The 25,513-nt window shown below is 40.8% G+C and carries 26 protein-coding genes and 1 riboswitch; of the genes, 18 read left to right on the top strand and 8 right to left on the bottom strand.

Annotation, left to right across the window (positions count from 1 at the left end; genetic code table 11):
* Positions 1-74: 74 nt before the first annotated feature.
* Positions 75-530, top strand: a complete 456-nt coding sequence (locus PSH50_RS11345; protein WP_004587980.1) for a thioesterase family protein — start codon at positions 75-77, stop codon at positions 528-530.
* A gap of 130 nt (positions 531-660) precedes the next feature.
* Entirely contained in the window at positions 661-1,578 is a 918-nt protein-coding gene (gene rarD, locus PSH50_RS11350; RefSeq protein WP_004587981.1) for an EamA family transporter RarD, read from the top strand.
* 52 nt (positions 1,579-1,630) lie between these two features.
* Here the strand turns inward: rarD and PSH50_RS11355 are convergent, their stop codons facing one another.
* Together PSH50_RS11355 and PSH50_RS11360 are read right to left on the bottom strand one after the other, a co-directional pair.
* Complete coding sequence (locus PSH50_RS11355) at positions 1,631-2,866, bottom strand: response regulator (RefSeq protein ID WP_273587754.1); 1,236 nt, start codon at positions 2,864-2,866, stop codon at positions 1,631-1,633.
* A gap of 87 nt (positions 2,867-2,953) precedes the next feature.
* Positions 2,954-3,328, bottom strand: coding sequence for a DUF413 domain-containing protein (locus PSH50_RS11360; RefSeq protein ID WP_004587983.1), 375 nt, complete (start codon positions 3,326-3,328; stop codon positions 2,954-2,956).
* Positions 3,329-3,418: 90 nt separating this feature from the next.
* Between PSH50_RS11360 and PSH50_RS11365 the strand changes: the two genes are divergently transcribed.
* The 8 genes from PSH50_RS11365 (at position 3,419) to ung (ending at position 11,133) form a co-directional block, all read left to right on the top strand.
* Positions 3,419-4,288 (top strand): LysR family transcriptional regulator, encoded by an 870-nt coding sequence (locus PSH50_RS11365; RefSeq protein WP_004587984.1) that lies wholly within the window; start codon positions 3,419-3,421, stop codon positions 4,286-4,288.
* 198 nt (positions 4,289-4,486) lie between these two features.
* Positions 4,487-5,419 carry a porin gene (locus tag PSH50_RS11370; protein ID WP_138611328.1) on the top strand — a complete coding sequence of 311 codons (933 nt, stop codon included), beginning with the start codon at positions 4,487-4,489 and terminating at the stop codon, positions 5,417-5,419.
* Between the two features lie 97 nt (positions 5,420-5,516).
* Positions 5,517-5,582: riboswitch (cobalamin riboswitch) on the top strand.
* 134 nt (positions 5,583-5,716) lie between these two features.
* Entirely contained in the window at positions 5,717-6,526 is an 810-nt protein-coding gene (locus PSH50_RS11375) for an ABC transporter ATP-binding protein (RefSeq protein WP_273587753.1), read from the top strand.
* Positions 6,527-6,530: 4 nt separating this feature from the next.
* Positions 6,531-7,535, top strand: a complete 1,005-nt coding sequence (locus PSH50_RS11380) for an iron ABC transporter permease (protein ID WP_273587752.1) — start codon at positions 6,531-6,533, stop codon at positions 7,533-7,535.
* Positions 7,536-7,540: 5 nt separating this feature from the next.
* A complete protein-coding gene (locus tag PSH50_RS11385) occupies positions 7,541-9,031 on the top strand; it encodes a cobyric acid synthase (RefSeq protein WP_273609631.1) in 1,491 nt (496 codons plus the stop codon).
* Positions 9,015-9,614: a cob(I)yrinic acid a,c-diamide adenosyltransferase gene (cobO, locus tag PSH50_RS11390; RefSeq protein WP_004587989.1), complete on the top strand. Its 600-nt coding sequence runs from the start codon at positions 9,015-9,017 to the stop codon at positions 9,612-9,614. Before PSH50_RS11385 ends, cobO begins: the two co-directional genes overlap by 17 nt.
* Complete coding sequence (locus tag PSH50_RS11395; protein WP_273609632.1) at positions 9,614-10,474, top strand: cobalamin-binding protein; 861 nt, start codon at positions 9,614-9,616, stop codon at positions 10,472-10,474. The genes cobO and PSH50_RS11395 overlap by 1 nt, the downstream gene beginning before the upstream one ends.
* Complete coding sequence (gene ung, locus PSH50_RS11400; RefSeq protein ID WP_273609633.1) at positions 10,471-11,133, top strand: uracil-DNA glycosylase; 663 nt, start codon at positions 10,471-10,473, stop codon at positions 11,131-11,133. Before PSH50_RS11395 ends, ung begins: the two co-directional genes overlap by 4 nt.
* 180 nt (positions 11,134-11,313) lie before the next feature.
* Here ung and PSH50_RS11405 read toward each other — a convergent pair whose 3' ends face one another.
* Both PSH50_RS11405 and tal read right to left on the bottom strand, forming a co-directional pair.
* The gene (locus PSH50_RS11405; RefSeq protein WP_004587992.1) at positions 11,314-11,502 is read right to left on the bottom strand and encodes a DUF3545 family protein; all 189 of its coding nucleotides are present in this window, start codon (positions 11,500-11,502) and stop codon (positions 11,314-11,316) included.
* A gap of 305 nt (positions 11,503-11,807) precedes the next feature.
* Positions 11,808-12,758, bottom strand: a complete 951-nt coding sequence (gene tal, locus PSH50_RS11410) for a transaldolase (RefSeq protein ID WP_273609634.1) — start codon at positions 12,756-12,758, stop codon at positions 11,808-11,810.
* A gap of 254 nt (positions 12,759-13,012) precedes the next feature.
* Between tal and yaaA the strand changes: the two genes are divergently transcribed.
* Complete coding sequence (yaaA, locus tag PSH50_RS11415; RefSeq protein ID WP_273609635.1) at positions 13,013-13,792, top strand: peroxide stress protein YaaA; 780 nt, start codon at positions 13,013-13,015, stop codon at positions 13,790-13,792.
* Between the two features lie 123 nt (positions 13,793-13,915).
* Entirely contained in the window at positions 13,916-14,872 is a 957-nt protein-coding gene (locus PSH50_RS11420) for a mechanosensitive ion channel family protein (RefSeq protein ID WP_273587747.1), read from the top strand.
* Between the two features lie 801 nt (positions 14,873-15,673).
* Here PSH50_RS11420 and PSH50_RS11425 read toward each other — a convergent pair.
* Both PSH50_RS11425 and srmB read right to left on the bottom strand, forming a co-directional pair.
* Positions 15,674-15,994: a BON domain-containing protein gene (locus tag PSH50_RS11425; RefSeq protein ID WP_004587996.1), complete on the bottom strand. Its 321-nt coding sequence runs from the start codon at positions 15,992-15,994 to the stop codon at positions 15,674-15,676.
* A 229-nt stretch (positions 15,995-16,223) separates the two neighbouring features.
* On the bottom strand, positions 16,224-17,453 hold the full coding sequence (srmB, locus tag PSH50_RS11430; protein WP_055016341.1) for an ATP-dependent RNA helicase SrmB: 1,230 nt from the start codon (positions 17,451-17,453) through the stop codon (positions 16,224-16,226).
* A gap of 76 nt (positions 17,454-17,529) precedes the next feature.
* Here srmB and PSH50_RS11435 point away from each other — a divergent pair, with 76 nt between their 5' ends.
* From PSH50_RS11435 to PSH50_RS11445, 3 genes are all read left to right on the top strand, one after another.
* Positions 17,530-18,228, top strand: coding sequence for a tRNA1(Val) (adenine(37)-N6)-methyltransferase (locus PSH50_RS11435; protein ID WP_096041205.1), 699 nt, complete (start codon positions 17,530-17,532; stop codon positions 18,226-18,228).
* 155 nt (positions 18,229-18,383) lie between these two features.
* Positions 18,384-20,390 (top strand): alpha-amylase family protein, encoded by a 2,007-nt coding sequence (locus tag PSH50_RS11440; RefSeq protein ID WP_273587746.1) that lies wholly within the window; start codon positions 18,384-18,386, stop codon positions 20,388-20,390.
* A gap of 177 nt (positions 20,391-20,567) precedes the next feature.
* Complete coding sequence (locus PSH50_RS11445; protein ID WP_054983747.1) at positions 20,568-21,014, top strand: DUF2147 domain-containing protein; 447 nt, start codon at positions 20,568-20,570, stop codon at positions 21,012-21,014.
* Positions 21,015-21,016: 2 nt separating this feature from the next.
* Here the strand turns inward: PSH50_RS11445 and PSH50_RS11450 are convergent, their stop codons facing one another.
* The gene (locus tag PSH50_RS11450) at positions 21,017-21,931 is read right to left on the bottom strand and encodes a LysR substrate-binding domain-containing protein (RefSeq protein WP_273609636.1); all 915 of its coding nucleotides are present in this window, start codon (positions 21,929-21,931) and stop codon (positions 21,017-21,019) included.
* 192 nt (positions 21,932-22,123) lie between these two features.
* On the opposite strand from PSH50_RS11450, the gene PSH50_RS11455 reads away from it, so the two are divergent.
* Positions 22,124-23,071 (top strand): DMT family transporter, encoded by a 948-nt coding sequence (locus PSH50_RS11455; RefSeq protein ID WP_273587744.1) that lies wholly within the window; start codon positions 22,124-22,126, stop codon positions 23,069-23,071.
* 34 nt (positions 23,072-23,105) lie between these two features.
* Here PSH50_RS11455 and fldB read toward each other — a convergent pair whose 3' ends face one another.
* The gene (gene fldB / locus PSH50_RS11460) at positions 23,106-23,627 is read right to left on the bottom strand and encodes a flavodoxin FldB (protein ID WP_004588002.1); all 522 of its coding nucleotides are present in this window, start codon (positions 23,625-23,627) and stop codon (positions 23,106-23,108) included.
* A 106-nt stretch (positions 23,628-23,733) separates the two neighbouring features.
* Here fldB and xerD point away from each other — a divergent pair, with 106 nt between their 5' ends.
* Positions 23,734-24,660: a site-specific tyrosine recombinase XerD gene (xerD, locus tag PSH50_RS11465; protein ID WP_273587743.1), complete on the top strand. Its 927-nt coding sequence runs from the start codon at positions 23,734-23,736 to the stop codon at positions 24,658-24,660.
* 60 nt (positions 24,661-24,720) lie between these two features.
* Positions 24,721-25,449 carry a bifunctional protein-disulfide isomerase/oxidoreductase DsbC gene (gene dsbC, locus PSH50_RS11470; RefSeq protein WP_004588004.1) on the top strand — a complete coding sequence of 243 codons (729 nt, stop codon included), beginning with the start codon at positions 24,721-24,723 and terminating at the stop codon, positions 25,447-25,449.
* The last annotated feature ends 64 nt before the right edge of the window (positions 25,450-25,513 follow it).

Genomic DNA, 25,513 nt, shown 5'->3' on the forward strand with positions numbered 1-25,513 from the left:
TTAGTGCCTCGTGGTTTTGCTTCAGGTATGCTTAACTCATCGTACCAGTGTTAATTTAAACATAGAGAATAATAATGAATAAAGAAATGTTAATTGAACAAGTTGGCGCACTGTTTGTAAATGGCATGCCATTTAATCAGTTTTTAAATATCTCGGTAGAGTCGCTCAGCCCTGAGCAAGCTAAAATTACCTTTCCCTGGCAGGATGTATTTATAGGCAATCCTGCGCAAAAAATTCTTCACGGCGGTATTATATCGGCGGTGCTCGATAATGTGGGCGGCATGCTTGCAGCAGCCAGTGTTATTGATAAATTAACCGAGCTCGATATCCCTAGCGTACAGCAAAAGCTGGCTACCTTAGGCACTATTGATTTGCGCACAGATTATTTGCGCCCTGGCAAAGGGGAGACATTTACAGCCAGTGCTACTTTGATCCGCTCTGGTAATAAAGTGTGTGTATGTAGAATGGAGCTACACAATGAAAAGGCAATCCAAATCGCCTTTGGTACAGGTACGTATTTAGTAGGTTAAAGCTGCTAATTACGTACGGCTAAAATAAAAAGCTTTGCCTTGCGCTGAGCTTTAGTTACCGCAAAATAAATCACTTAATAACACAAATTGGTATAAACTGTCGGCCTTTTAGTATGAATAAGTAGTATGTATGTCGATTGCAAACGAGCAGCGTAAAGGCGGTATTTTTGCCTGTTTAGCTTTTTTAATGTGGGGCTTAGCGCCTATTTATTTCAAACAAATACAGCATGTTTCTGCTTTTGAAATTTTAACTCACCGTGTTGTCTGGTCTGTGGTTTTTTTAGTGCTTGTGGTCAGTGTGCTTAAATACTGGGATAAGGTTAAGCGCATTGTTGCCCAGCCAAAAATTATTTTAATGTTAGTACTTACCTCTTCTATATTGGGCTTTAACTGGGGGTTATTTATTTGGGCGGTTAATAATAACCATATGCTCGATGCCAGTTTAGGGTATTACATAAATCCATTACTTAATGTGCTGTTGGGCATGCTATTTTTAGGCGAGCGGCTGCGAAAGTTACAAGGGTTTGCAGTGTTTTTAGCCTTTGCGGGCGTAGTATTGCAATTGGTCAGTTTTGGCTCGTTTCCGGTGGTGGCGTTTTCGCTTGCCACGTCTTTTGCTATTTATGGCTTACTGCGTAAAAAGTTACCTGTTGAAGCGCTGCCAGGCATTTTACTCGAAGCCCTAATTTTACTGCCGGTTGCATTAATTTACTGGTGGGTAATGGCACCAACGCCTACTTCCGACTTAGCCCTAAACGATTGGCATACCAATGCGCTGTTAATTAGTGCCGGTATTATTACTACGTTGCCGCTGCTTTGCTTTACCGGAGCGGCCAAGCGTTTGCAGTACACAACATTGGGCTTTTTTCAGTACATAGGGCCAAGTTTAATGTTTATGCTTGCTGTGGTGTTTTACGATGAAGTATTTGATGCAGAGCGGGTGATTACGTTTGCCTGTATTTGGAGTGCGCTGGCTATATTTACCTGGGACTCTTATCATCAATCGCGTAAGCGTAAAAAAGCGGCTGTTACCGCCGCCGAAGTTTAATACCTATGCGCAATAATAGTTTAAGCAAGTTGCTATAAAGCAGCGTTAAGGTTTAGCTTATTACTTTATTACGGCCGGTTTCTTTTGCATCATATAGCTTTAAATCGGCCTGTTTAAGTAACTCATCTATTTGGTAAATAGGGGCGCTTGCAAAACCAATAGAAATTGTAAATTTAATTTTTTCTTGGCTAAACTCTTGGCTATTAAGCTCTATAAATTGCCTAAATCCTTCAAGGCGTTTTAGCGCTTGCGCTGTGGTTGCATCAGTAAAGTAAACGGCAAATTCTTCACCGCCTAAGCGAGCGACTAGCTGCTTTTCAAAGTACTTTTTAAAACACACCGCCAACCCTTTGAGAACCTCATCGCCTGAATCGTGACCGTATGTATCGTTAATCGATTTAAAATGGTCTATATCAAGCATGGCGAGTGCACCATCTAGATTCGATTTTTTTAAATACTTGAGTGATTTGCTCGACTCTTCAAAAAAGTAGCGTCGATTAGGCAGATTCGTTAAGTAGTCAGTATTTGCTTGGCGTTTGATTGTTGCTATTTGCTCAAGCATGTCGACGTTTTGACTTAGTCGGCAGTAAAACTCTTCGCTGTTAAAGGGTTTATGGAGGTAGTCGTTGGCACCATTTTTTAAAAATAGGCTCGATAATGCTGACGAGTCAGCACCTGAAATACCGATAATGGCTTTTTCATCATTACTGTAAAGCCGGCGAATTTCGGCGCATAGCTCATCACCATTCATGTTTGGCATTTCGTTATCGGTAATAATGACAGACACGTCTTTTTGGCTTTCAAGTACTTCTAGCGCGTCTTTGCCGTCCTTAGCTTCGAGTATTTGATACTTATGGCGCTTTAGTAAACTACAAATGTATCTACGGGTAGAGGTTGAGTCGTCGACGACCAACACTTTTACGTTCTCGTTACGTGGTAAACGGCTTAGTTGTTTTTCTAGGTATTGGTAAGCTTGTTTGTTTTCTTTGATTATGTAATCAATTATTGGGTATTTTTCTACCGTGTCGCGAGTTTGTTTATCTATATTGCCTGTCATTACTATGGTGGGAATGTCGGCATTAATAGTATACGGAACCGCCTCACCCGCAGGAGCATCGGGAAGGATAAAATCAACAACAGCGCAAAAGTAGCTATTGTGTTTTATTAGCTCTTTTGTTGCCGCTAAAGATTCGGCTATATCTACTTCGTAACCTGCTTTAAGCGCGATATGCTTTTGCACACGCGCTATAGTAGGCGTATCTTCAACTATGAGTATTTTTCGCGTCACGTAACAACCTTGTTTGATATTTTGCAAAAGTATTTGCTTATACAAGTTGTAACTGTTAAAACGCAAAAAAGCAAATATCTTAGAGGCTTATACGCTATCTGATTCGCTATAATCGTCTTGGCTTATTGGTACCGGCCCTGACATTTTTGAACGGCCAAAAAGTGTATGAAACTTGGTTTTACAGGTTGTTAGTTTTAAATATTTAACCCAGGCTTTTTCGATTGGGTTTGTAGGTTCTTTACTGCCACAAACTACGTCAACAAATTGCTCTTGTAGCGTATTTTGGGGGGCTAAAGTTTTATTATAAAGGCCTTTTAGTACAACGCCGTGTTGCTCTAATATGCTGGCTTCTAATAAGGTGAAGTTTCCGCTGCGGCTAAACCCGCGAGGAAAGTTTTGATCATCATAAAATTGACGTTGGCTAACAAACGCTTGGCGAAGTAGTGAAATATCGTTGCTCATAACTGTATCCTCATACCCTGTTTATTGCTGGAGTATGATGCAAGTTTGACAATTTATTAAACAAGTTATTTTTATCGTGAGGATAAAAAATTGGATATAGATTTATTAAAAACATTTGTAGAGGTTGTGCGCACGCGTCACTTTGGTAAAGCGGCTGAAAACCTGTATATCACTCAATCGGCAGTAAGCTTTCGAATTCGCCAGTTAGAGCAGGGGTTGGGTGTAAACTTGTTTATTCGCCAGCGTAACAATATTCAATTAACGGCGCCAGGAGAGCGATTGCTTCCGCACGCTAAAATGATCATCACCGGCATGCAGCGTGCCAAAGTCGATGTGGCACTTGCCGATAACATGCACAAGCAAATAAGTTTAGCGGGTACGCCTAATATATGGGATGCGTTTTTACAATTTGGCATTACTAATATTGTGTCGGCTATGCCTGGGGTGTCGTTGGTCGCAGAGGTTAAAGCCCAACAAGAAAGCACGCGGTTATTATTAGAGCGTACGCTTGATTTAGCCATTTTATTTGACCCCCCTAAAGTAGACGAGCTTGTGGTTGAGCGAATTTGCGAGCTGCCAATTATTCCGGTTAGTGGCTATGACACGGCCACTAACGAGAACTTTTTTGATAACCAATATGTATACGTTGATTGGGGTACTACGTTTTCACTATGGCATGCGCGCCAATTTACCGGTAAAACGCCGCCTTATTTTAGAACCAGTACGGGACGTATTGCCCTTGATTTAATTCTTCAGTGTGGTGGTAGCGCGTTTATTCCTGAGGTACTTGTTGAGTCTCACCTAGAAAAGGGTGAGCTGTTTCATGTAAAAGACGTAGAACATACTTCGCGTGATATTTTTGTGGCTTACCACAGAGACAACGAACAAAAAGAGTTAATAGAAACCCTGATTAACTTATTACCTAAAATAAATGCTTATCAGCCTGTTGATGAACACTAAATACCGACTATGATTTTTAATGAGGTTGAATAGGTACAATTTTGTTTATTAAATATTCATGTCGGTTTGTTTTCAGAATTTAGACACTTTTATTAAAATAAAAAGACAAAAATGTTTCCTTTGTAATATATCTGTCATTTAACGGTGACAAACTGCAGCTGTTTTAAAAATTAGTCTTGTGATTATCGAGGAAATAACATGAATTTTGTAAAATCGAGCTTATGTGTTGCACTAGTAAGTGGTTTATCTTTTAGCGCTTTTGCAGACGTTGATGTATACGGTAAAGCGAATGTTACTGTGCAATCGTCTGATGATGGCGAAGGGTCTTTCACTGAAATTAAAAGTAATGCATCTCGCTTTGGACTAAAAGGGTCTGAAAAGATTACTGATGGATTAGAAGCGGTTTATAAGTTTGAGTTTCAAGTTGATGTATCTGATGCTGACTCTAAAGGTGATAACGACGACAATATTTCTGCACGTAACCAGTATGTAGGTTTAAAAGGTGCATATGGTCAAGTTGTTGTGGGTCGTAACGATACAGCGCTTAAACAATCGCAAGGTAAGTTAGATTTATTTAATGACCTTGAAGGCGATATTAAAAATGTCTTTAAAGGTGAAAACCGCTTAGGTGATTCAATCACTTATACATCTAAAAGCTACGAAGGCTTTAAAGTACTTGCTACATTTGTTGCCGAAGATGACGTAGATGCAGATAATGGTTATTCAATGGCGGTTACCTACGGTGACTCTGCACTTAAAAAGAGTGCGGTATACGCCTCGGTTGCAGCCGATAGCGAAGTAAATGGCTACGATGTAGTACGTGCGTCAATTCAAGGTAAAGTAGATAGCTTTAAATTAGGCGCTATGTACCAAACTCAAGAAAAAGTAGACGGTAGCGCAGAAGCTGACGGCTATTTATTAAACGCAGCCTACAGCATGGGTAAAAACACGTTTAAAGTGCAATACCAAGCAATGGACTTTGATGACAGCGACGACAAAACGGCAGTTTCTGTAGGTGTTGATCATAAGTTTAATAAAAACATTAAAGTATTTGGTTTTTACTCAAGCTTTGATATGGACAACAATGTTGACCAAGACTACGTTGGCCTAGGTATGGAATACAAGTTTTAAGCGTTGCTTAAACACTCCCTTTATTGACCGCGCTCTAATGAGCGCGGTTTTTTTGCTTTAAATTATTTACTTACCCGCCCATAATAGACCCTCATTTGGAATGAGGTGAAATTCCTCAACTATTCCCGTAACTGTAATTAGCATCACGCTTTAAGTCAGATACAAATGAGACATATCAATCAGCATGAGAAGTTCTAGATTGGTATACTTTTTTAACGAGCGGGTAAACTCATTTTTATTGATGCACTAGTCTTTTAGCTGTGTGTTAGTGAGTGCACGCTTTCCAAGGACTCACTTTTGCAAACTACATTAGCGCCAAATACACCCTTTTTAAACGTTCAAAATGTGTCGTGGGAAGTCGATGAACACGCCATTTTAAACAATATTAATTTACACATAGCTAAGGGTAAGTTTATTGGGTTAATTGGCCCAAATGGGGCGGGTAAGTCGAGCTTACTGCGCTGTTTGTATCGCTTTAATAAACCGACCGCTGGTAACGTTACCTTTAATCAGCAGGATATTTGGCAGCTTAAAAGTGAAGACTACGCAAAATATGTTGCTGTAGTTCTACAAGAAACGCCCGCGCAATTTAACCTAACATTATTTGATGTGGTTGCCCTTGGGCTTACACCTCATAAATCATTATTTAGCGCCACCACCCACAGCGACAAACAAAAAATTACACAGGCAATAAAAACCGTAGGGCTTGAGCAACAGTGTAAGCAAAATTTTGAATCGCTTTCGGGGGGCGAAAAGCAACGTGCATTGATTGCCCGCGCTATAGTGCAGCAACCGCAATTGCTCATCATGGATGAGCCAACCAGCCATTTAGATGTTAAATACCAAATACAAGTGATGGAATTGGCAAAATCGCTAGGGGTTACTGTGTTTGCCTCATTTCATGATTTAAATTTAGCAGCCGCTATGTGCGATGAGCTGGTGGTTATTAATAAAGGTAAAATAACACATACAGGCTCGCCTGCGCAGGTACTTAGTGAGGACATGCTAGCGGATGTTTTTGGGGTATGTGCGCGCGTAACTAGCCACCCTCAACGCACAGAAAATGGTCAAACTATTCCTCATATTACTTACTTTTATGGCTATTAATTAAATGGATATAACAAAAATAAACCAGTGGACAATATTTATAGCAGCCGTGTTAATTGCACTGGGTAGCCTTTTTAGCGCACTGAGTTTTGGCGCCGCAGATACGCCGTTAAGTGATGTGCTCACAGGGGTTTTATCAGCAGGGGAGGGCTCGTTTAACGCGCGTATTATTTATGAGCTTAGGTTACCTCGTACCTTACTTGCCTTTATGGCGGGTGCAGGTTTGGCTATTGCAGGGCTTATTTTACAAACGGTTACTCGTAACCCGCTCGCTGACCCGTATTTATTTGGCATATCGTCAGGCGCGTCGTTTGGGGTAGTACTGCTTATGGCTGTTGCGGGTATTAGTGCAGGGTTTATGTTATCGGCTGCTGCCTTATTAGGGAGCTTTTTAGCAATGGGCTTATTGATACTTATTGCTGGGCGGCAAAAAAGGTCGCAAGTAGAGTCTATGTTGCTAGCGGGGGTGGCGCTGTCATTTTTATTTAGCGCATTTACAAGTTTATTGCTGTATTGGAGTGACCCGCAAGCAGTGGCTGGTATTTTGTTTTGGACGTTAGGCAGCTTTGCCCGCGCACAATGGGCCACGTTATGGTTGCCATGCGTGGTTATAGTGGTGTGTATTAGCTTTATGTTGAGCTTTAAAAGGCAGTTAAATGCGCTGCTTCTTGGCGATGAAAGCGCGATAACGCTTGGGGTCCGTGTGCACCGTTTTAGAATTTTAATGTTGGTATTGAGCTCGTTAATAACGGCCGTGCTGGTGGCCCTATGTGGCGGTATTGGTTTTGTAGGTTTAATGGTGCCGCACATAGTGCGCTTTTTTATATCTCAGGGCAGTACTGCTGGCTTACTAATTACTAGCTTAGTGGGCGGCACGTTTATGGTGTGGGTCGATGTGCTTTCGCGCTCATTACTTAAAAACCAAGAGCTCCCTGTAGGGGTGATCACAGCAGCCATGGGTAGCGTATTTTTTTTAAGCTTACTCTTTTTTAGAAAAACAAAGGCATAGTGCTGATGAAAACCTTAATGATTCAAGGCACTACGTCAGATGCCGGAAAAAGCACCTTAGTCGCTGCGCTTTGCAGAGTGTTTGTAAAGCGAGGTATAAAGGTCGCGCCTTTTAAACCGCAAAATATGGCGCTTAATAGCGCGGTTACAAAAGAGGGGGGCGAAATAGGCCGTGCGCAAGCTTTGCAAGCCATAGCCGCTAAAGTAGAGCCTCAAAACGACTTTAACCCCATATTGATCAAACTAAATAGTGATACTGGGGCACAAGTCATTATACATGGAAAAGCCATTAGTAATATGGAGGCAGGGGCGTATCATAACTATAAACAGGTTGCGATGGATGCAGTGCTTGCCTCGCATACACGTCTAGCAAAGCAGTTTGATTTATTATTGGTTGAGGGCGCAGGCAGCCCCGCAGAAATAAACCTACGCGAGAACGACATTGCCAATATGGGTTACGCAGAAGCGGTAGATTGCCCTGTCATTATTATTGCCGATATAGACAAGGGCGGTGTGTTTGCGCATTTAGTGGGCACACTTGCGTTATTAAGCGAATCCGAGCAAGCGCGCGTAAAAGGCTTTGTTATAAACCGCTTTAGAGGCGATATAAGCTTGCTACAAAGTGGGCTAGATTGGCTTGAGCGCTACACAAAAAAACCAGTGCTTGGAGTGCTGCCTTATTTGCATGATTTAGCACTTGATGCCGAAGATGTTGTAGCAATAGATAACACGGTGACGACTGCCACCATTAATATAGCCGTGCTTTTATTGCCGCATATTAGTAACCATACCGATTTTGATGCATTGCGGCTGCACCCAAATATTAATATAAATTATGTACGCCACACACACGCGATCCCACCGGTTGATCTGATTATTATTCCTGGCAGTAAAAACGTGCTGGGCGATTTAAGTTTTGTAAAAAATGAAGGCTGGGATACGCAAATAAAGCGCCACTTACGCTATGGTGGCAAAGTATTGGGTATCTGTGGTGGTATGCAAATGTTGGGAAATAGCATTGCTGATCCGATGGGGGTTGAATCGTCATTAAAACGTGTTAAAGGCCTTGCATTAAGTGACTTTGAAACCACTCTAAGCACGCAAAAAGTACTCACTAAAGTAACGGCGGCTATGCAGTTAAATGATTTGCAAACACCGTGTAGCGTCTACGAAATTCATGCCGGCATTAGTGAAGGCGCAGCACTTAATAAGCCATTTTTAACGTTTAATGCGCACCCTCATGGGTTTGAAAACGATGGCTTTATTAGTGACGACAATGCCATTGCTGGTACTTATTTACATGGCTTGTTTGATGAACCCGCTGCCACACTGCAAATTTTAAAGTGGGTAAAAAGCGATGCAACTATACAACCTGTGAGTATTGTAGCGCACCGCGAGCAACAACTAGAGCGCTTGGCCACTATGTGCGAGGCGCATTTGAACATGCAACAGATTATATCGATTTATGAAGGAGATAATAATGACGGATACAAATAACGATAAGCACCAGCAGCGCCAACAAAAAGTAAAAGAGCAGGTAGATGCACGCGTGGCTGCTGCGCAAGATGTTAAAGGGATATTTCAGGTAATTACGGGTAATGGTAAAGGTAAATCTACCTCAGGCTTTGGTGTGGTTGCTCGCTGCGTAGGGCATGGTAAAAAAGCCGCTGTTTGTCAGTTCATTAAAGGCACATGGGAGTGTGGAGAGCGTAACTTATTACAAGGCGCAGGGGTTGAATTTGCCGTTATGAATACCGGTTTTACATGGGATACGCAAAACAAAGAAGCCGACACCGCAGCCGCGCAAGCAACGTGGCAAGAGTCAAAGCGTATGCTTGCAGATAGCAGTATTGATTTAGTATTACTAGATGAGCTTACCTACATGGTGACTTACGGTTATATTGATTTAGATGAGGTAGTAAACGCGCTAAATAATCGCCCTCCCATGCAATCGGTTATTATTACAGGTCGCGCAGCGCACCGCACATTAACAGACCTTGCCGATACAGTAAGCGAAGTGCGCAATGTTAAACACGCCTTCGACTCGGGTATAAAAGCACTAGAAGGGTTTGATTACTAATGTATAAAGCGTTTTTTACTGCACTGCTGTTATTGTGTTCTGGGGGCAGTGCCGTGGCCAGTGATACAGCTGCGCCAGATAAACTGCGCGTTGTAGCACTTGCACCGCATATAGTAGAAAACCTATTTGCTATAGGTGCGGGAAGTAATATTGTTGGCACTGTTGATTACGCTGATTACCCAAATGAAGCTAAAAGTATTGAACGCATTGGTGGTTACTATGGTATTTCTCTTGAAAAATTATTAGCGCTAAAACCCGATTTAGTGATTGGTTGGAAAAGCGGTAATCAAAGTGAAGATTTAGAACAAATTAAACGCCTTGGTATAAAAATACATTTAAGTGATCCCAAAAAAATAGAAGAAGTTGCAAACGAGCTGATTGCTTTTGGAAAATTTACAGGGCGTATTGAGCAAAGCAAGCAAGTAGCAAACGCATTTATTACTAAGCTCAAAAAAATTAAAAAGCAGCAGCAAAGCAAAAAAATATTAACTGGTTTTTATCAATTATGGCCAGAGCCAATGATGACGGTAAGTGAAAATACATGGATAAACCAGCTTATTGAAACATGTCATGTAAGCAATGTATTTGCACACAGCCCAACCGACTACCCGCAAATAAGTATTGAAAACGTGGTGATTAAAAAACCACAGATTATTATTATTCCTGATGAACAAGCCGATAAGCCAAAACCTAAAATTAATTGGCAAAAGTGGCCAGAAGTCCCCGCTGTAAAACATAATCAATTTATACGTGTAAATGCCGATTTATTACATCGTTTTACACCGCGCATGCTAGATGGACTGGCAAATATGTGTGATAAAATAGACGCATCACGCAAACAAATTAAGAGTATACAATGAGCGATTGGCCAGCCTTTTTAGAATATGAATTACAGCAACCCTATATGCAGCAAACATTAGATTATGTAGCAAAACGCCGTGTCGAAGGTGTTGCTGTGTACCCACCCAAAGAGCAAGTATTTAGCGCCTTTGAAGCGACAGCCCTTAACAATATTCGCGTGGTTATTTTAGGCCAAGACCCATATCACGGAGAAGGCCAAGCCCATGGCTTATGTTTTTCTGTGTTGCCAGAGGTTAAAAAGTTACCGCCGTCGTTAAAAAATATGTACAAAGAATTGGCAACGGATATTCCCGGTTTTGAAATACCACAACATGGCTACTTACAAAGCTGGGCAGAGCAGGGCGTGTTTTTACTCAATACAGTACTCACGGTTGAGCAAGGCCAAGCGCACTCGCATAAGCATTTAGGGTGGGAGCAATTTACCGATAACGTGATAGCTCATATAAATGCACACTGCAAAGGTGTCGTGTTTATCTTATGGGGCGCTCATGCGCAAAAAAAAGGTAAAAATATTAACAGCGCTCGCCATCATATTTTAAAAGGGCCTCACCCATCGCCGCTTTCTGCGCATCGTGGTTTTTTTGGCTGTAAGCACTTTTCACAAACAAATAAGTTATTACAAGCCCAAGGCGATATGCCCATTAACTGGCAGGTTTAATTGATATATTAAAAAAGGCTTTCGTATTATGAAAGCCTTTTGCTTAGTTATTGTGTATTAATGCCCATGCGCAATAATTATCAATTATTTTGAAGGGGTAAAACCTGGCGTTAGCTTTACTATCGATACGGTTTTCCTGCCGCAAAATAAATTGCCTAATTGAGTGCAATGAGTTTGAAATTAAAAATCTAGCTCATCAATTTCAATGCTGTCTGTAAAAAAGTCTAACTCCTGTAGTTCTTTACGTAACCGTTGTTTGTCTTTTATGGCCTCAATCTCGCGCCACTTTCTTTTTTTATTCTTTTGAGAGGTTTTTCTTGTTGTATCAGGACCTTCTAATATCTCTAATATATCGTTTAGGCTATCCATGACTATCTCCTATTGATTTTAGTGAACCTCGAGAATACCTATACCACAGGCCTGGCTAAAATAGAATAAAAAAGTGACGAATTTGTTACAAGTATGTGATGCATTGATGAAGTTTAATACTAACTAGCTTTATTGAACGCGCTATTTTTAGATAGAAAAAATAAATAAAAAAATACTAAAAGTGAGTTATTTAGCTGTGTAGGCAATGGTACATGCTGTGGCAGGTTAGTATAAAGCAGTGCGGATTATACTAAGGGCATAAAAAAACGCCGCAGGTGCGGCGTTTAATACATAATTAGCGCGTATTACATTGCTTTAAAACGTGCTTCTAACTGCTCTTGTGCATCTGCGAATGAGCGGATACCTTCAGCTAGTTTTTCAGTTGCCATTGCATCTTGGTTATGTAACCAACGGAACTGTGACTCAGTAAGTGGAGCAGGCTTTGGCTCTTTAGGAATATCACTTTGTAGTAAGTATTCTTCTGCGCCTTCTAAATTGCCTAAGTCTTCTAGTAGGTTAGGGCTAATCGTTAGCTTGTCACAACCTGTAAGCGCAATAATTTCACCAGTGTTACGGAAGCTTGCGCCCATAACAACGGTTTTGTAATCATGGCGTTTATAAAACTCAAAAATGCTACGTACAGATTGAACACCTGGATCTTGTAGCGGATCGGTTGGTTTTTCCATACCATTTGCTACGTGCCAATCTAAAATACGGCCAACAAATGGCGAGATCAAAAATACATTTGCATCGGCACATGCACGCGCTTGAGCATCGCTAAATAATAAAGTTAGGTTACATTTAGTCCCTTCTTTTTCTAGCTGTTCGGCCGCTTTAATGCCTTCCCATGTAGACGCAACTTTAATTAAAATTTTGTCTTTGCTTACACCTTCTTTTTCATAAAGGCTAAGCAGGGTATGTGCTTTATTAATAGTTGCTTGGGTGTCGAATGATAAACGAGCATCTACTTCAGTAGAAATATAACCAGGTACAATTTCGCTAATTTCTTTACCAAGTAATACGGCAAAGTAGTCACATGCAAGTTCAAGCTGTTTAGCTGCATCTTGCTCTGTTTCTTTTGCATAGCTCCAAGCTTTATCTAAATAAGGCTTGTAAGCTTCAATCTCGCTCGCTTTTAATAAAAGCGACGGGTTTGTGGTCGCATCTTCTGGTTGATGCTTTTTGATCGCTTCAATATCGCCAGTGTCGGCTACGATAGATGAATGTTGTTTTAGCCTTTGTAGAGCGCTAGTCATTTGCCTTCCTCATTCCAAGCAAGTTAAAAGAAAATCTAAACTACCTTAATATAAGTATTCAATACTGCAACAGTGTGACAATGCTTGATAGGTCTTATGTCCTTATCAATAGAAAAACGACGATGCATGATTTATTAAGGTAGGATTTAGGCCATTGCGATTAATTTTCAATGGTATTTTATAAACAAAACGTGCTTTTCGTCTCATTTAATGTTGAAATTGACATTAAATAAATTACAAGTCAATAGCTAACTATGATCACTGTTATTTCACCAGCAAAAAATCTTGATTACGAAACGCCACCCGCAACAGATAAGTTCACTCAACCTGAATTACTAGAGCACAGCGAAGAGCTCATGAAAGTATGCCGTGAACTAACTCCAGCGCAAATTGGCAGCCTAATGAAAATTAGCGATAAGCTTGCAGGGCTTAACGCTGCGCGCTTTAGCGAATGGTCGCAACCATTTACACCAAGTAATGCTAAACAAGCGGTACTAGCCTTTAACGGCGATGTGTACGGTGGTTTAGATGCCGCAACACTCACTGCCGCTAACCTCGATTATGCGCAAAGCCATTTACGAATACTTTCAGGTTTATACGGCTTATTAAAGCCGCTTGATTTAATGCAAGCCTACCGCCTAGAAATGGGTACTAAGCTTGATAACCCTCGCGGGAAAAATTTGTATGAATTTTGGGGTAGCATTATTGCTAATAAATTAAACGAGGAATTAAAAGCGCAAGACGCACAATACCTCGTTAATCTTGCTTCAAACGAGTACTTTAAAGCAGTAGATAAAAAAGCACTCAATGCGCAAATTATTACCCCGCATTTTAAAGACTGCAAAAATGGCCAATATAAGGTAATTAGCTTTTACGCTAAAAAAGCGCGCGGCATGATGGCCCGTTACATTATAGAGAACCAGGTAACACAGCTTAGCCAATTAAAAGAGTTTACTGTGGCGGGTTATTACTTTAGCCCTGAAGCAACCACTAAAGATCTTGAGCCTGTATTTATGCGCGACGAGCAAAACTAAGCGTTTGTACTCAGCAAACAATGAGTTAAAAAGCCATGCATTGCATGGCTTTTTTTATGCTGGCGCTAAACTTGCTAACTTCACCTACTATTAATGAGATAAAAAATAGATAGGTGTAAAAATATGATCAGCATACCTTCAGTAGCCGAAGCCGAAAAACTCATCGAAGAAAAACTCGGAGGGTGGTTTGATGTAGTAATAAGCCACATCCCAAACTTTATTGTGGCAGTGGTGATAGCCATTGTATTTTCAATAATAGCGCGCTTTGCCGGCCAGCTAATGAAAAACCTATTAAGGCGCTCACTCGACTCTAAGCAAATTGCTGATTTAATGGCGTCTATTTTTAAGGTTATTGTGTTATGTGTGGGCCTATTTATCGCTTTAGATTTTATGGGGTTAAAAGGCACTATCACATCGTTACTAGCGGGTGCGGGTATTGTGGGTTTAGCCATTGGCTTTGCTTTTCAAGACATGACCGAGAACTTAATTGCCGGTATTGCTATGGGAATACGCAAGCCATTTAAAGCGGGTGATGTAATTGAAACCGACGACGTATTTGGCTCTGTACATTCTATAAACCTGCGTAACACGCTAATAGAGAGCTTTTACGGGCAGTTAATACTGGTACCTAACAAGGTATTATTTAGAAATGTGTTAAAAAATTACACCACGTTAGGCGTTAGGCGCATAGAGGTACCGGTGGGTATTTCATACGGCGACGACATTGAAAAAGCCAAAGAAGTTATCGTTGATAAAATTAACGAGTTTGACTTTGTAATACGTAAAGATGAAACCGCTGTGTACGCAGAAGGTTTTGGCGACAGTAGTATTAATTTACTGGTGTGGTTTTGGATAAAATACCCAGGCGAGCCAGACTTTATGACAGTACGCCATAAAGGCGTAGTCGCTGTTAAACAAGCGCTTGATGCTGCAGATATAAGTATTCCATTCCCAATACGTACGTTAGATTTTGGCATTAAAGGCGGTGAAAAGCTCGATGCCATGATAAGCGATAAAATAAACCAACAGTCACCCAAACAACAAGGCGGGAGTAATACGGGTTCAAATCAAAGCGAATGAGCGACTAATACTGGTTTAAACTAGCCCAGTAATAGTTACCCACTAGCAGCGCATTTTTACATAAAAAGTGCGCTGCTAGTAATTTCAAAGCGCTAAGTCGGGTTAAATTTAACTATACTTTTAATCAATTTATTTTAAGTTAATACTTATTTGCTTTTCGCTGCCATCGAGTTTTTTTTATTAGTAGTAAAAGCGTTTCACCACTGTTTTTTGTCATCATTTTTTGTAACCTCAGCAGGGCAATCTGAAATAGCGCAGCTATCTAACTCTATTACCTTGTCGCCTACTTTTAATCCTGCCAAATCAGCAAAGACTTTTATAATATCTATTTCACTAATTTCTGGGCTAAAAAGCCGGATACAGACACATCTGCAGCAAAGCCAAATATAGCTTCCTCTGCATGGCCAATAAGAGGGATTAGCAGTAGTGAATAAATCGTTTCATGTATTAGCTTCCTTGTTTAAGTGATGGGGCATTTGCATGCATTAAGTCATATATTATCTGTTATTTATGGTGAGGTTGATTAGCAAACACTTGTAGATTGCCAACGGTATTAAAAATGCGCTGATTATATGAACTTTACAGCCTTGTTATAGCATTCTTTTATCAAAGCTGTAGTAAGTCACTAATTTAAAAGAGTGGGAAAGGACGGCTAAGTGTTTGCTCTGCTTTCCATAGGGGAGCTAAAGCTAGAAGTTTAGATACTAAAGTGTGCTGTTAAGCATAAAAAAGCGCGGCTTGTGTTGGAGAAACAAGCCACGCAGAGGAATAAGTTATATAAACAAATATTGTAATGCTGTATCAGATAACACTAATTTTATTACGGATAATTTTAACGCCATCCATATTTTCTAAAAACTTTTGTGCAAGTGCACGCTGAAAACCTGTTTGCGCTTCACCGTATAGGTCAACTTCGCCGTCTTCAACCTGCACGCGAATATCGCTTAATGCTAAGTTTGGGTTAGTACGTAACGTATTGGTGATTGTTTGTTGTAAGTTAGGTTGAGTAGCCACACTGCTTACTACGGCTAAGTTAGTTGCTGCACTTACTTTTGTAGCGCAAGCTAATAAAAATAAACAACAAAATGATACTAAAGCGATAGTTAACTTAAAGCGGTTCATAACTTCATCCTTACATTACGGTTAATCGTGCAGCTATTCTTAGCTGAGTTACTTTCTCAGTTACAATTTCGATGCCAGTTTTAATTTCTTGAAATATAAGGTTATTTTATTAAGTGGGAATTCAGGTGGGCAATAATTACATTTTAATGGGAATGAGTTACATGCTTGGGTTACATTTGTAACGGGTACAAAAAAGCCGGCAACTGCCGGCTTGTTTATTTATGGTGTGCTATTTCTTTTTATTTTTAGCTTTGGCTTTTTTCTTAGCTTTCATTTTTACAGGGTCTTTACGCTTTTTAGCGGGTGGCTTAGCTTCTTTATGCTGTGGCTCAAGCCCTTTAATTATACGGCGCTTAAGCTTTTGCTCTGTGTATCGCTCAACCTTGTATAAAATGCCAATGTCGTGCGCTTCAACTAATGATATAGCAATCCCTTTTTTACCTGCACGGCCAGTACGGCCAATACGGTGTACATAGACATCGGCAGTGCGCGGCATATCAAAATTAATTACGTGGCTAATGTCAGAAACATCAATACCGCGGGCCGCAACATCGGTTGCTATTAATATGCGCGTTTTGCCACTGTGGAAATTTTCCATCGCTTTCATGCGCTTATCTTGCGGCATTTCGCCACGCAGCCACGCGGCTTTTACGCCATTGTTAGTTAGCTCACCAATTAGCGTCTCTAGGCGCTCACGGGTTTTTACAAACACAATGGCTTTACTTACATCTGGGCCGTTTAAGGTATTAACCAACAGCTCAAGCTTGTGGTGGTAGTCATCAGCAAGGTGAACCCATTGATGAATTTTTGCTTTTTCTTTGCGTGACGATTCGGCTTCAAGTAAAGCAGGGTCGTTTAAAATACGCTCTGCAAATAACTCAACGCTATCGCCTTCTAACGTTGCAGAGAATAAAAAGCACTGACGACGGTTTTTAGCTTCGTCACATATGCGCAGCATTTCTTTTCTAAAGCCCATGTCTAACATGCGGTCGGCTTCATCAAGAATAAGCATTTCTACGTTTTCAGCATGGAAATTTTCGGTTTCAAGATATTCCATTAAACGCCCTGGTGTGGCGATTAAAATATCGTTATTGTTTTCAAAAATTTCTTTATGGGTGCCGTAGTTTATACCACCTGTTACTACACCAATTTTAAGGTGAGTGCCTTTAGCAAGTAGTTCGCATTGCTCATGAATTTGATAAGCCAGTTCACGGGTTGGGGTCATTATTAACACACGTGCAAAACCTGGGTCGCGACGCGGAAAATCCATTAAGTATTGAATAGCCGGAATTAAAAATGCCGCCGTTTTACCTGTGCCAGTAGGTGCTGATGCTAAAATATCGCGACCTTGCAGCGCTTCAGGAATAGCTTGTTGTTGAATGCTGGTTGGTGTCTCGTAGCCCATTTTATCAATGGCGTTGAGTAGTTTAGTATCAAGATCAAATTCAGAAAATTGCATAGAGTGTCTAAAATAAGGGACAATTACCTGCAATTATACGCGCTATACGCCAGTTGGTGAATGAAAAGGTGAAAAAATGTCAGGGTTTACGTTTAAACAATTTAAGGTTGAGCACGATAGCTGTGCTATGAAGGTCTCAACCGACGGCATTTTACTTGGCGCATGGGCGTATTTAAAAGGCGCCAACACATTACTCGATATAGGCACAGGTACCGGTTTACTTGCGCTTATGTGTAAACAGCGCCAACCAGCACTTAGCATAACCGCTGTTGAAATTGATGAAGCTGCTTACAAGCAAGCGCAGCAAAATATAGCCTCTAGCCCGTGGCCAAATATCACAGTAAAGCACACCACTATACAAGCGTTTAAACAGGCGGCGCCATTTGATGTTGTGATTTCTAACCCTCCTTATTTTAACCGCAGTTTAAAAGGGCTAAGCGATGCCCGTAACACCGCACGCCATACCGATGGTTTAAGTTTTGACGAACTAATACACGCCTATATGCGTTTAAGTCATGAGCATTCGTGCTTTAACGTAATTTTACCCACCACAGAGGCGGGCTTATTCATTGAACTGGCAAAACAAAACGGGCTTTATTTAAACGCGCATTGCCAAGTAAAAACCACACCAAGTAAAGCATTTAGCCGCAGTTTAATGCGCTTTAGCTTAGTAAACACTTTGCCAGAGCTTACCTCCCTATGCATAAAAGATGACAACAACCGCTACAGCGATGATTATATTGCGTTATGTAAAGCGTTTTACTTGAAAATGTAATTTTTTAGGTAGGTAATTATCTAGTAATAAAGGATAGTTTACCCATTATGCATACGTATTCAGTTTTTATTTGAGCAACTCTCAAACTAGTGTTAACTACTTGTAAATAACGTCGAGTATGTTGTTTAACTCGCCCAACACTGGAAACACACACTATGAAACTGAATAAAATGATCACCACTGCAGGTTTTAGCTTAGGTTTAACCTTACCAAGTTTAGTATCGGCTGCGCCTACAACATTTGTGCATTTATTTGAATGGAATTGGCAAGATGTAGCCCAAGAATGTGAGCAGTTTTTAGGACCAAAAGGGTACGCTGCTGTACAGGTGTCTCCGCCTAACGAGCATATTACAGGTAGCCAATGGTGGACTCGCTATCAACCTGTGAGCTACCAACTACAAAGCCGAGGCGGTAACCGTTCGCAATTTATAGATATGGTTAATCGCTGTAACGCCGCAGGCGTTGATATATATGTTGATACATTAATAAACCATATGGCAGCCGGCAGTGGTACGGGCACTGCTGGTAACACTTTTGGTAATAAACAATACCCTATTTATAGCCCACAAGATTTTCACGAAAGTTGCTCTATTAACCCAGAAGATTACGGTAATAACCGTTATCGCGTGCAAAACTGTGAGCTAGTAGGGCTGGCCGATTTAAACACTTCTTCAAATTATGTGCAAAATACATTAGCGGCATATATTAATGACCTTCAAGCTATGGGTGTTAAAGGTTTTAGGTTTGATGCTGCTAAGCATGTTGCTGCAAGTGATATTCAAAGTTTAATGGCAAAAATAAATGGCTCGCCAGTGGTGTTTCATGAGGTGATAGACCAAGGTACTGAAGCGGTTGCAGCCTCAGAGTATTTAAGTACAGGGCTAGTTACCGAGTTTAAATACAGTACGCAGCTTGGTAATACCTTTAGAAATGGCTCGCTTGCATGGTTAAGTAATTTTGGTGAAGGCTGGGGCTTTATGCCAAGTTCATCAGCTGTGGTATTTGTAGATAACCACGATAATCAACGCGGCCATGGTGGCGCGGGTAATGTAATTACCTTTGAAGATGGCCGTTTATACGACCTAGCCAACGTATTTATGTTGGCATACCCGTATGGGTATCCAAAAGTAATGTCGAGTTATGATTTTCACGGCGATACAGATGCGGGTGGGCCAAGTGTACCGGTGCACAATAATGGCAATTTAGAATGTTTTGCAAGTAACTGGAAGTGCGAGCATCGCTGGTCTTATATTGCGGGTGGTGTCGATTTTAGAAATAACACAGCTGACAACTGGGTAGTAACAAATTGGTGGGATAACACCCATAACCAGATTGCATTTGGACGTGGTAGCTCTGGTCATATGGCAATTAATAAAGAAGACTCAACTCTTAATACAACAATTCAAACAGATATGGCGCCTGGACAGTACTGTAATGTGTTAAAAGGCGAGCTTTTGGGTAATGCTACTAGTTGTAGCGGTGAAGTAATAACAGTTAATAGCAACGGCACCATAAATTTAAATGTAGCGCCATGGGATGCAATAGCAATTCATAAAAATGCTAAATTAACTCAAGGAACAGTGCCTAATAATAGCGACTGGCAAAGAACCGTTATTTTTATTAATGCTCAAACACAAATCGGACAAGACATGTTTGTACGCGGTGGTATAGATCACAACTATGCAAATACAAACCTTGCTAGAAACTGCCAAACAACAAATGTTGAATGTGCTATGCCAATTCGCCATAACAATCTAAAAAACAACACCACAACACCTTGGAAAGCAAACGATAACTACCTAGATTGGTATGGAATTGAACAAGGCCAAAACAGTGAAGCGCAAGGTACTGCCATGGATTGGACTACAAATGTTTGGCCAAGTGAATATGGCGCCCAAAAATCGGTAACAGTAGATGGCTTTGGTGTTACACCCCTTAATATATGGGGCGAACACTATTGGATGCTGGATGTTGATATGGATTGCAGTAAAGCTGTTAACGGATGGTTTGAATTAAAAGCATTTATAAAAAATGGCCAAGAGTGGGAAGGCGATATAAGCCAAGCAAATACCCCCTATACAAGTACTAACCATATGGCACAGTGTGGCAAAATTAATATGTTTGAATTTAACAGCTCAAATGTAGAGGTACGTAACTTTTAAATACGTACTTTAAAACGCGTACGTTAAAAAACTATCAGCCAATTTAAAACCAAGTGGGTTAACGCGTACTTGGTTTTTTACTTTTATAAGTACCTAAATAGCAGTTTAATTTCATAGTGCGTTTATAAATCAGCTGGTATTATCGTTTTATTCGCCATTTTTAATTTAGGCAACACAATGAAAAAGTTAAACAAATTACCGTTACTAACAACACTCGCTGCGGCTTTATTTATAAGCCAAGGTGCGCTTGCAAACATGACTCCTGTTGGGCTTTGGAAAACCATAGATGAAGACACCAACGAGGCTAAATCGTACGTACGCATTACTCAAAACGATAAGGTGCTCAGTGGTAAAGTTGAGGCTATTTTAGACCCAGCTAAACAAACCGGTATTTGTAAAGAGTGTGATGGGGCATTAAAAAATCAGCCTATTTTAGGGATGACCATAATCACTGATGTAAAACCAGAAGATGATGGCGTGTGGGGCGATGGTGAAATACTTGACCCTACAAATGGTAAAACTTATACCGTGCAACTAACGCCACAAAACGACGGTAAAACATTAGAAGTACGTGGCTATATAGGCTTTTTTTACCGTAACCAATATTGGCAACGTGTGGAGTAGCACTACTCGTTTGCTGTTTTTAAAAATTCGCGCTTTAGCCACGCTCGTAATGCGCTTACCTGTGGGTGATTAAGCATGGCGTGGCTCGTTGCAAAATAAAACTGCTGATGCGGATTTACAATGCTTTGGCCAATTTGCGTGAGCATGCCGTGCTTTATATCGTCGCGTACAAACTGTTTGTGGGTGACCAAAACGCCAAGCTGGCGCATCGCGGCTTGCGTTGCTTGCACTGAAATATTAAAGGTTAAGTTATTATGCTGCTTAGGCTGCGCTAAATTATTAGCCTCGCACCACGCTTGCCAATCGTTTTGCCTACGTGGGTTGGTAACGTAGATTGCTTTAAAACGCTGCAGCAAATTTTGCGCGGTTAACTCATCTTTATTTAAGCCAACTAAAAGCTGTGGGTTACAGACTAAAATTAACTGATCGTCGGCTAGTTTTTCACAGTGATATTTTTGCCACTTATCGGGCTGGCCATGAATAATCGCTGCATCAATCCCTTCGCGCTCTAAATCAAATTCTCCCACCAAGTTAGAAATACGAATGTCACTATTTGGCGAAATGCGCTGAAAATCAGCCACCCTAGGGATCCACCAGTGCAGAGCTAGTGAGTTAACCATATTGAGTGTTAAATAAGTTGGCTCATTCGCTGTGTTACTTGCCTCTTGGCTGGCTGCTAAAATTTCAGCCATGGCTGGGGCTATGCGTTTGTAATAGCGCTCACCCACAAGGTTGAGCTCAACGCGGCGACCAATGCGATTAAAAAGCGGTGTATTAAGTTGTAACTCTAACGCTTTAATAGACTGACTTACCGCCGAGTGACTAATACTTAGCTGCTCAGCCGCGAGCACCATGCTGCCAGTTTCGGCAACAGCTATAAACGTATAGAGAGATTTTAACGGCGCTGATTTGATCATAGGTTATTTATTAACAGTTAAGTTTTACTTACAGGTTAGTTTAATATTATTCGCTTTTAAATTTATAAAGTACACGTAAAATTAGCGCCATAAAAGCCAATGCCAATTTTTTGAAAAATAATAAATAGATTAAAAAAATTAAGCCTTTAATTTTGCTTTTTACATTCATTTTTTATTCAAAGGATAACTGCGGTGACGTTAAATTCTCGTGCTAGTATGTTTATGCTGCTCTCTACATTTACCTTGGCGTTAAATAGCTTTATAGCCAAGTTACTTACCGATTACTTTAGCACCAGCGAAGTGGTTTTTTTACGGGTGTTTTTACCCGCGATTATTATGCTGGCATTGGCGGCAGGTATTAAATGGCAGCTGCCTAATAAATCAGCATGGCGAACCTTTGCTATTCGCGCAATTTTTATAGTGCTGTGCCAAAATTGCTTTTTAGTGGCGCTAAATACTTTAACGCTGGTGGAAGCGGTTATTTTATTTAGCACTGGGCCGTTATTTATACCGCTAATAGAACGGGTGCTTTTTAAAACTAAATTAAATTGGTTATTGCTACCTACAATGGCGCTGATGTTTGCGGGTGTGATTATTCAAAATATTCATAGCGACGGCATACAATGGCGCTGGAGCTTATTAATTGGTTTAGGGGCTGGTATTTTTAATGCCTGCTCGCAAATCACCTTGTTTCGAGCCAGTAAAATTAACCTTCCGATGATGGTTATTAACGGTTGGAGTTTTACGCTGGCTGCCATTTTTATGGTGCCAGTATTAATGTTTACCAGCGAAGGTGAGCTATTTTATCAAGGTTTTGCAATCGATATAAGCAATTACAGTTTATTACTGATGGTGGCATTAATTGGGTTTTCGACCGCTGCAACGCAGTTTTTTAGAGGAAAGGCGTACCGATTAGCCAGTTCTAACTCGCAGCTAGCACCGCTTATTTATTCTAACTTATTATTTGCGTTGTTATTTCAGCTAATTTTTTACGATACAACATTAAGTTTATCGCAAGTAATAGGCTCAGCGCTTATTGTACTGGCATGTATTATTAATACCTTTGCGCCTAATTGGTTATTGCAAAGGCAAGCAAAAATACGTGAAAAAAAGTGCGCTAAAAAACTTAGTTATTTGTAATGTATTGGCCTAAACATGGTTTAGGCCAAACTCGTTATAGCGTTTCGCTATACTCTGTCATTATTTGTTCAACCCAGCTGGCTATGCGCTCATCGCTTAGCTCGTATTGGCTGTCTTCATCAAGCGCTAGGCCAACAAAGTGTTTGCCATCGGGGGTAAGTGCTTTTGACGCTTCAAACTCGTAGTTTTCATCGTTTGGCCAAAAACCAAGTTGCGTAAACGACTGGGTATTTATTTCATCGTGAAGCATACCAAGGGCGTCTTGAAACCATTGTCCGTAACCTTGTTGGTCGCCCATGCCAAATAAAGCAATGGTTTTACCATTTAGGTTTACATCTTTAATGTCGTCCCACTTAGACTCCCAGTCTTCTTGTATTTCTCCAAAATCCCATGTTGAAATACCAAAGATGATAAAGTCGTACTGCTCTGCATTTTTAAGTGGTTCGTCTTTAATATTGTGTAAGGTCACTACATCGGCGCCAATAAGGTCGCGAATTTTTTCTGCTGCCATCTCTGTGTAGCATGTAGTAGAGCCAAAAAATAAACCAATCTGCATCGTATTTATCACTGTGTAATTGCCTGTTATGATAGGGCGCAGTTTACCGTAAGGTATTTTTAATTGATACCTTCTACCGTGGGTATTACCAACATGAGATCACAACGTGACAACGCTACCTGACGATTTACCTGAACCAAATACCGAGCTAAACAGCAACAGCGACTTTTTAGAAACCTTTTTAGATAGCTTGTACTTAGAGCAAGGTGTAAGCGAAAACACCCTTAGCGCGTATCGCAGTGACCTAGATAAGTTTTGTCAGTTTTTAAAAGGCGAAAGCTTAATGACGGTAACCAGCTTAGATATAGAAAGCTACCTAGCGTATCGCGTAGATTTAGGGTTGAAACCACGTAGCACGGCACGCAGCATAAGTGCGTTAAAGCGGTTTTATCAGTATTTTGTACGTGAAAAACGTATCGCAAGCTCACCGCTTGAAAACATTGCGCAACCAAAAGCGGGCCAATCGTTACCTAAAACGCTCTCAGAAGCCGAAGTAGAGGCATTATTAAGCGCACCCGATATTGAAGAGCCAATGGGGCTGCGCGATAAAGCCATGCTAGAGCTACTTTATGCAACTGGTTTACGTGTAACTGAGTTGGTGGGGCTGCGTATGGAGCAAATTAACTTGCGCCAGTCGGTTGTGTTTGTAAAAGGTAAAGGCAACAAAGAGCGCTTAGTACCCTTAGGCGAAGAAGCCATGTACTGGCTTGAGCAGTTTTTAAAAGGGGGGCGTGGGCAAATGATAAAACACGCCACCGATTTTGTGTTTCCTTCAAAACGCGGTGTAGGTATGACCCGACAAACCTTTTGGCATCGTATTAAACACTATGCTATTTTGGCGTCTATTGAGTCAGATTTATCGCCGCATACATTGCGTCATGCCTTTGCAACACATTTACTTAATCATGGTGCCGACTTAAGAGTGGTGCAGATGATGTTAGGGCACAGCGACTTATCGACTACACAAATTTATACCCATGTTGCCAATGAGCGATTAAAATCGGTACACTCAGAGCATCATCCGCGCGCGTAATATGAAATTTAATATCAGCTTAGCGGTCAATTTAGTACGTATTATTAGATAGAGAAAATTATGAAAAAATTAATGTTAGCAGGTGCAATGTTGTGCACAAGTATTAGTGCATTTGCAAATGGCGTAGCCACAACGCCAGATGCTAATGATCCTATTGTTACTAAATTTGCCACGTTAGGTGTAACAGTTAAGCAAATAAACCCAAGCCCCGTTGCCGGTTTAAAAGAGCTTATTACAAATAAAGGTGTACTTTACGCCAGCCCAGACGGCCAGTTTTTAATGCAAGGCACGCTAATTGATTTAAACAACCGCAGCAACTTAACCGAGCAAGCGTTAAATGGTGTCCGTGTTGAAGGTATTAAAGAATACCAAGATTCAATGATTGTTTATAAAGCGCCTAACGAAAAACACCAAATTACGGTATTTACCGATATTAGTTGTGGCTATTGTCGTAAATTACACCGCGAACTAGACGACTTGCTTGATGCAGGCATTACTGTTCGTTATTTAGCGTTTCCGCGTGGTGGACTGCAAGGTTCGGGCTACGCCGATTTAATGAATGTATGGTGTGCACGCGACCAACAAGAGGCACTAACAGAAGCTAAATCAGGCGAAGACACTAAAGTAGTTGCCGGTTGTAGCGCACCAGTAGCTGAGCATTACCAGCTAGGCCAAAGCTTTGGTATTAGCGGTACGCCAGCCATTATTTTAGAAGACGGTACAATGATCCCTGGCTACCAGCCAGCCGCCGCATTAAGTGCAGCGCTTGAGGCGAACAAAGCAGGTTAATTAAAAACCTGAGTACCTGTTTAATACCAATCCGCGATAATACTTAATCATTTTGCGGGGCTAA

The organism is Pseudoalteromonas sp. Angola-7 (assembly GCF_028599255.1).
In the GTDB taxonomy this organism is placed as follows: Bacteria; Pseudomonadota; Gammaproteobacteria; order Enterobacterales; family Alteromonadaceae; genus Pseudoalteromonas; species Pseudoalteromonas atlantica.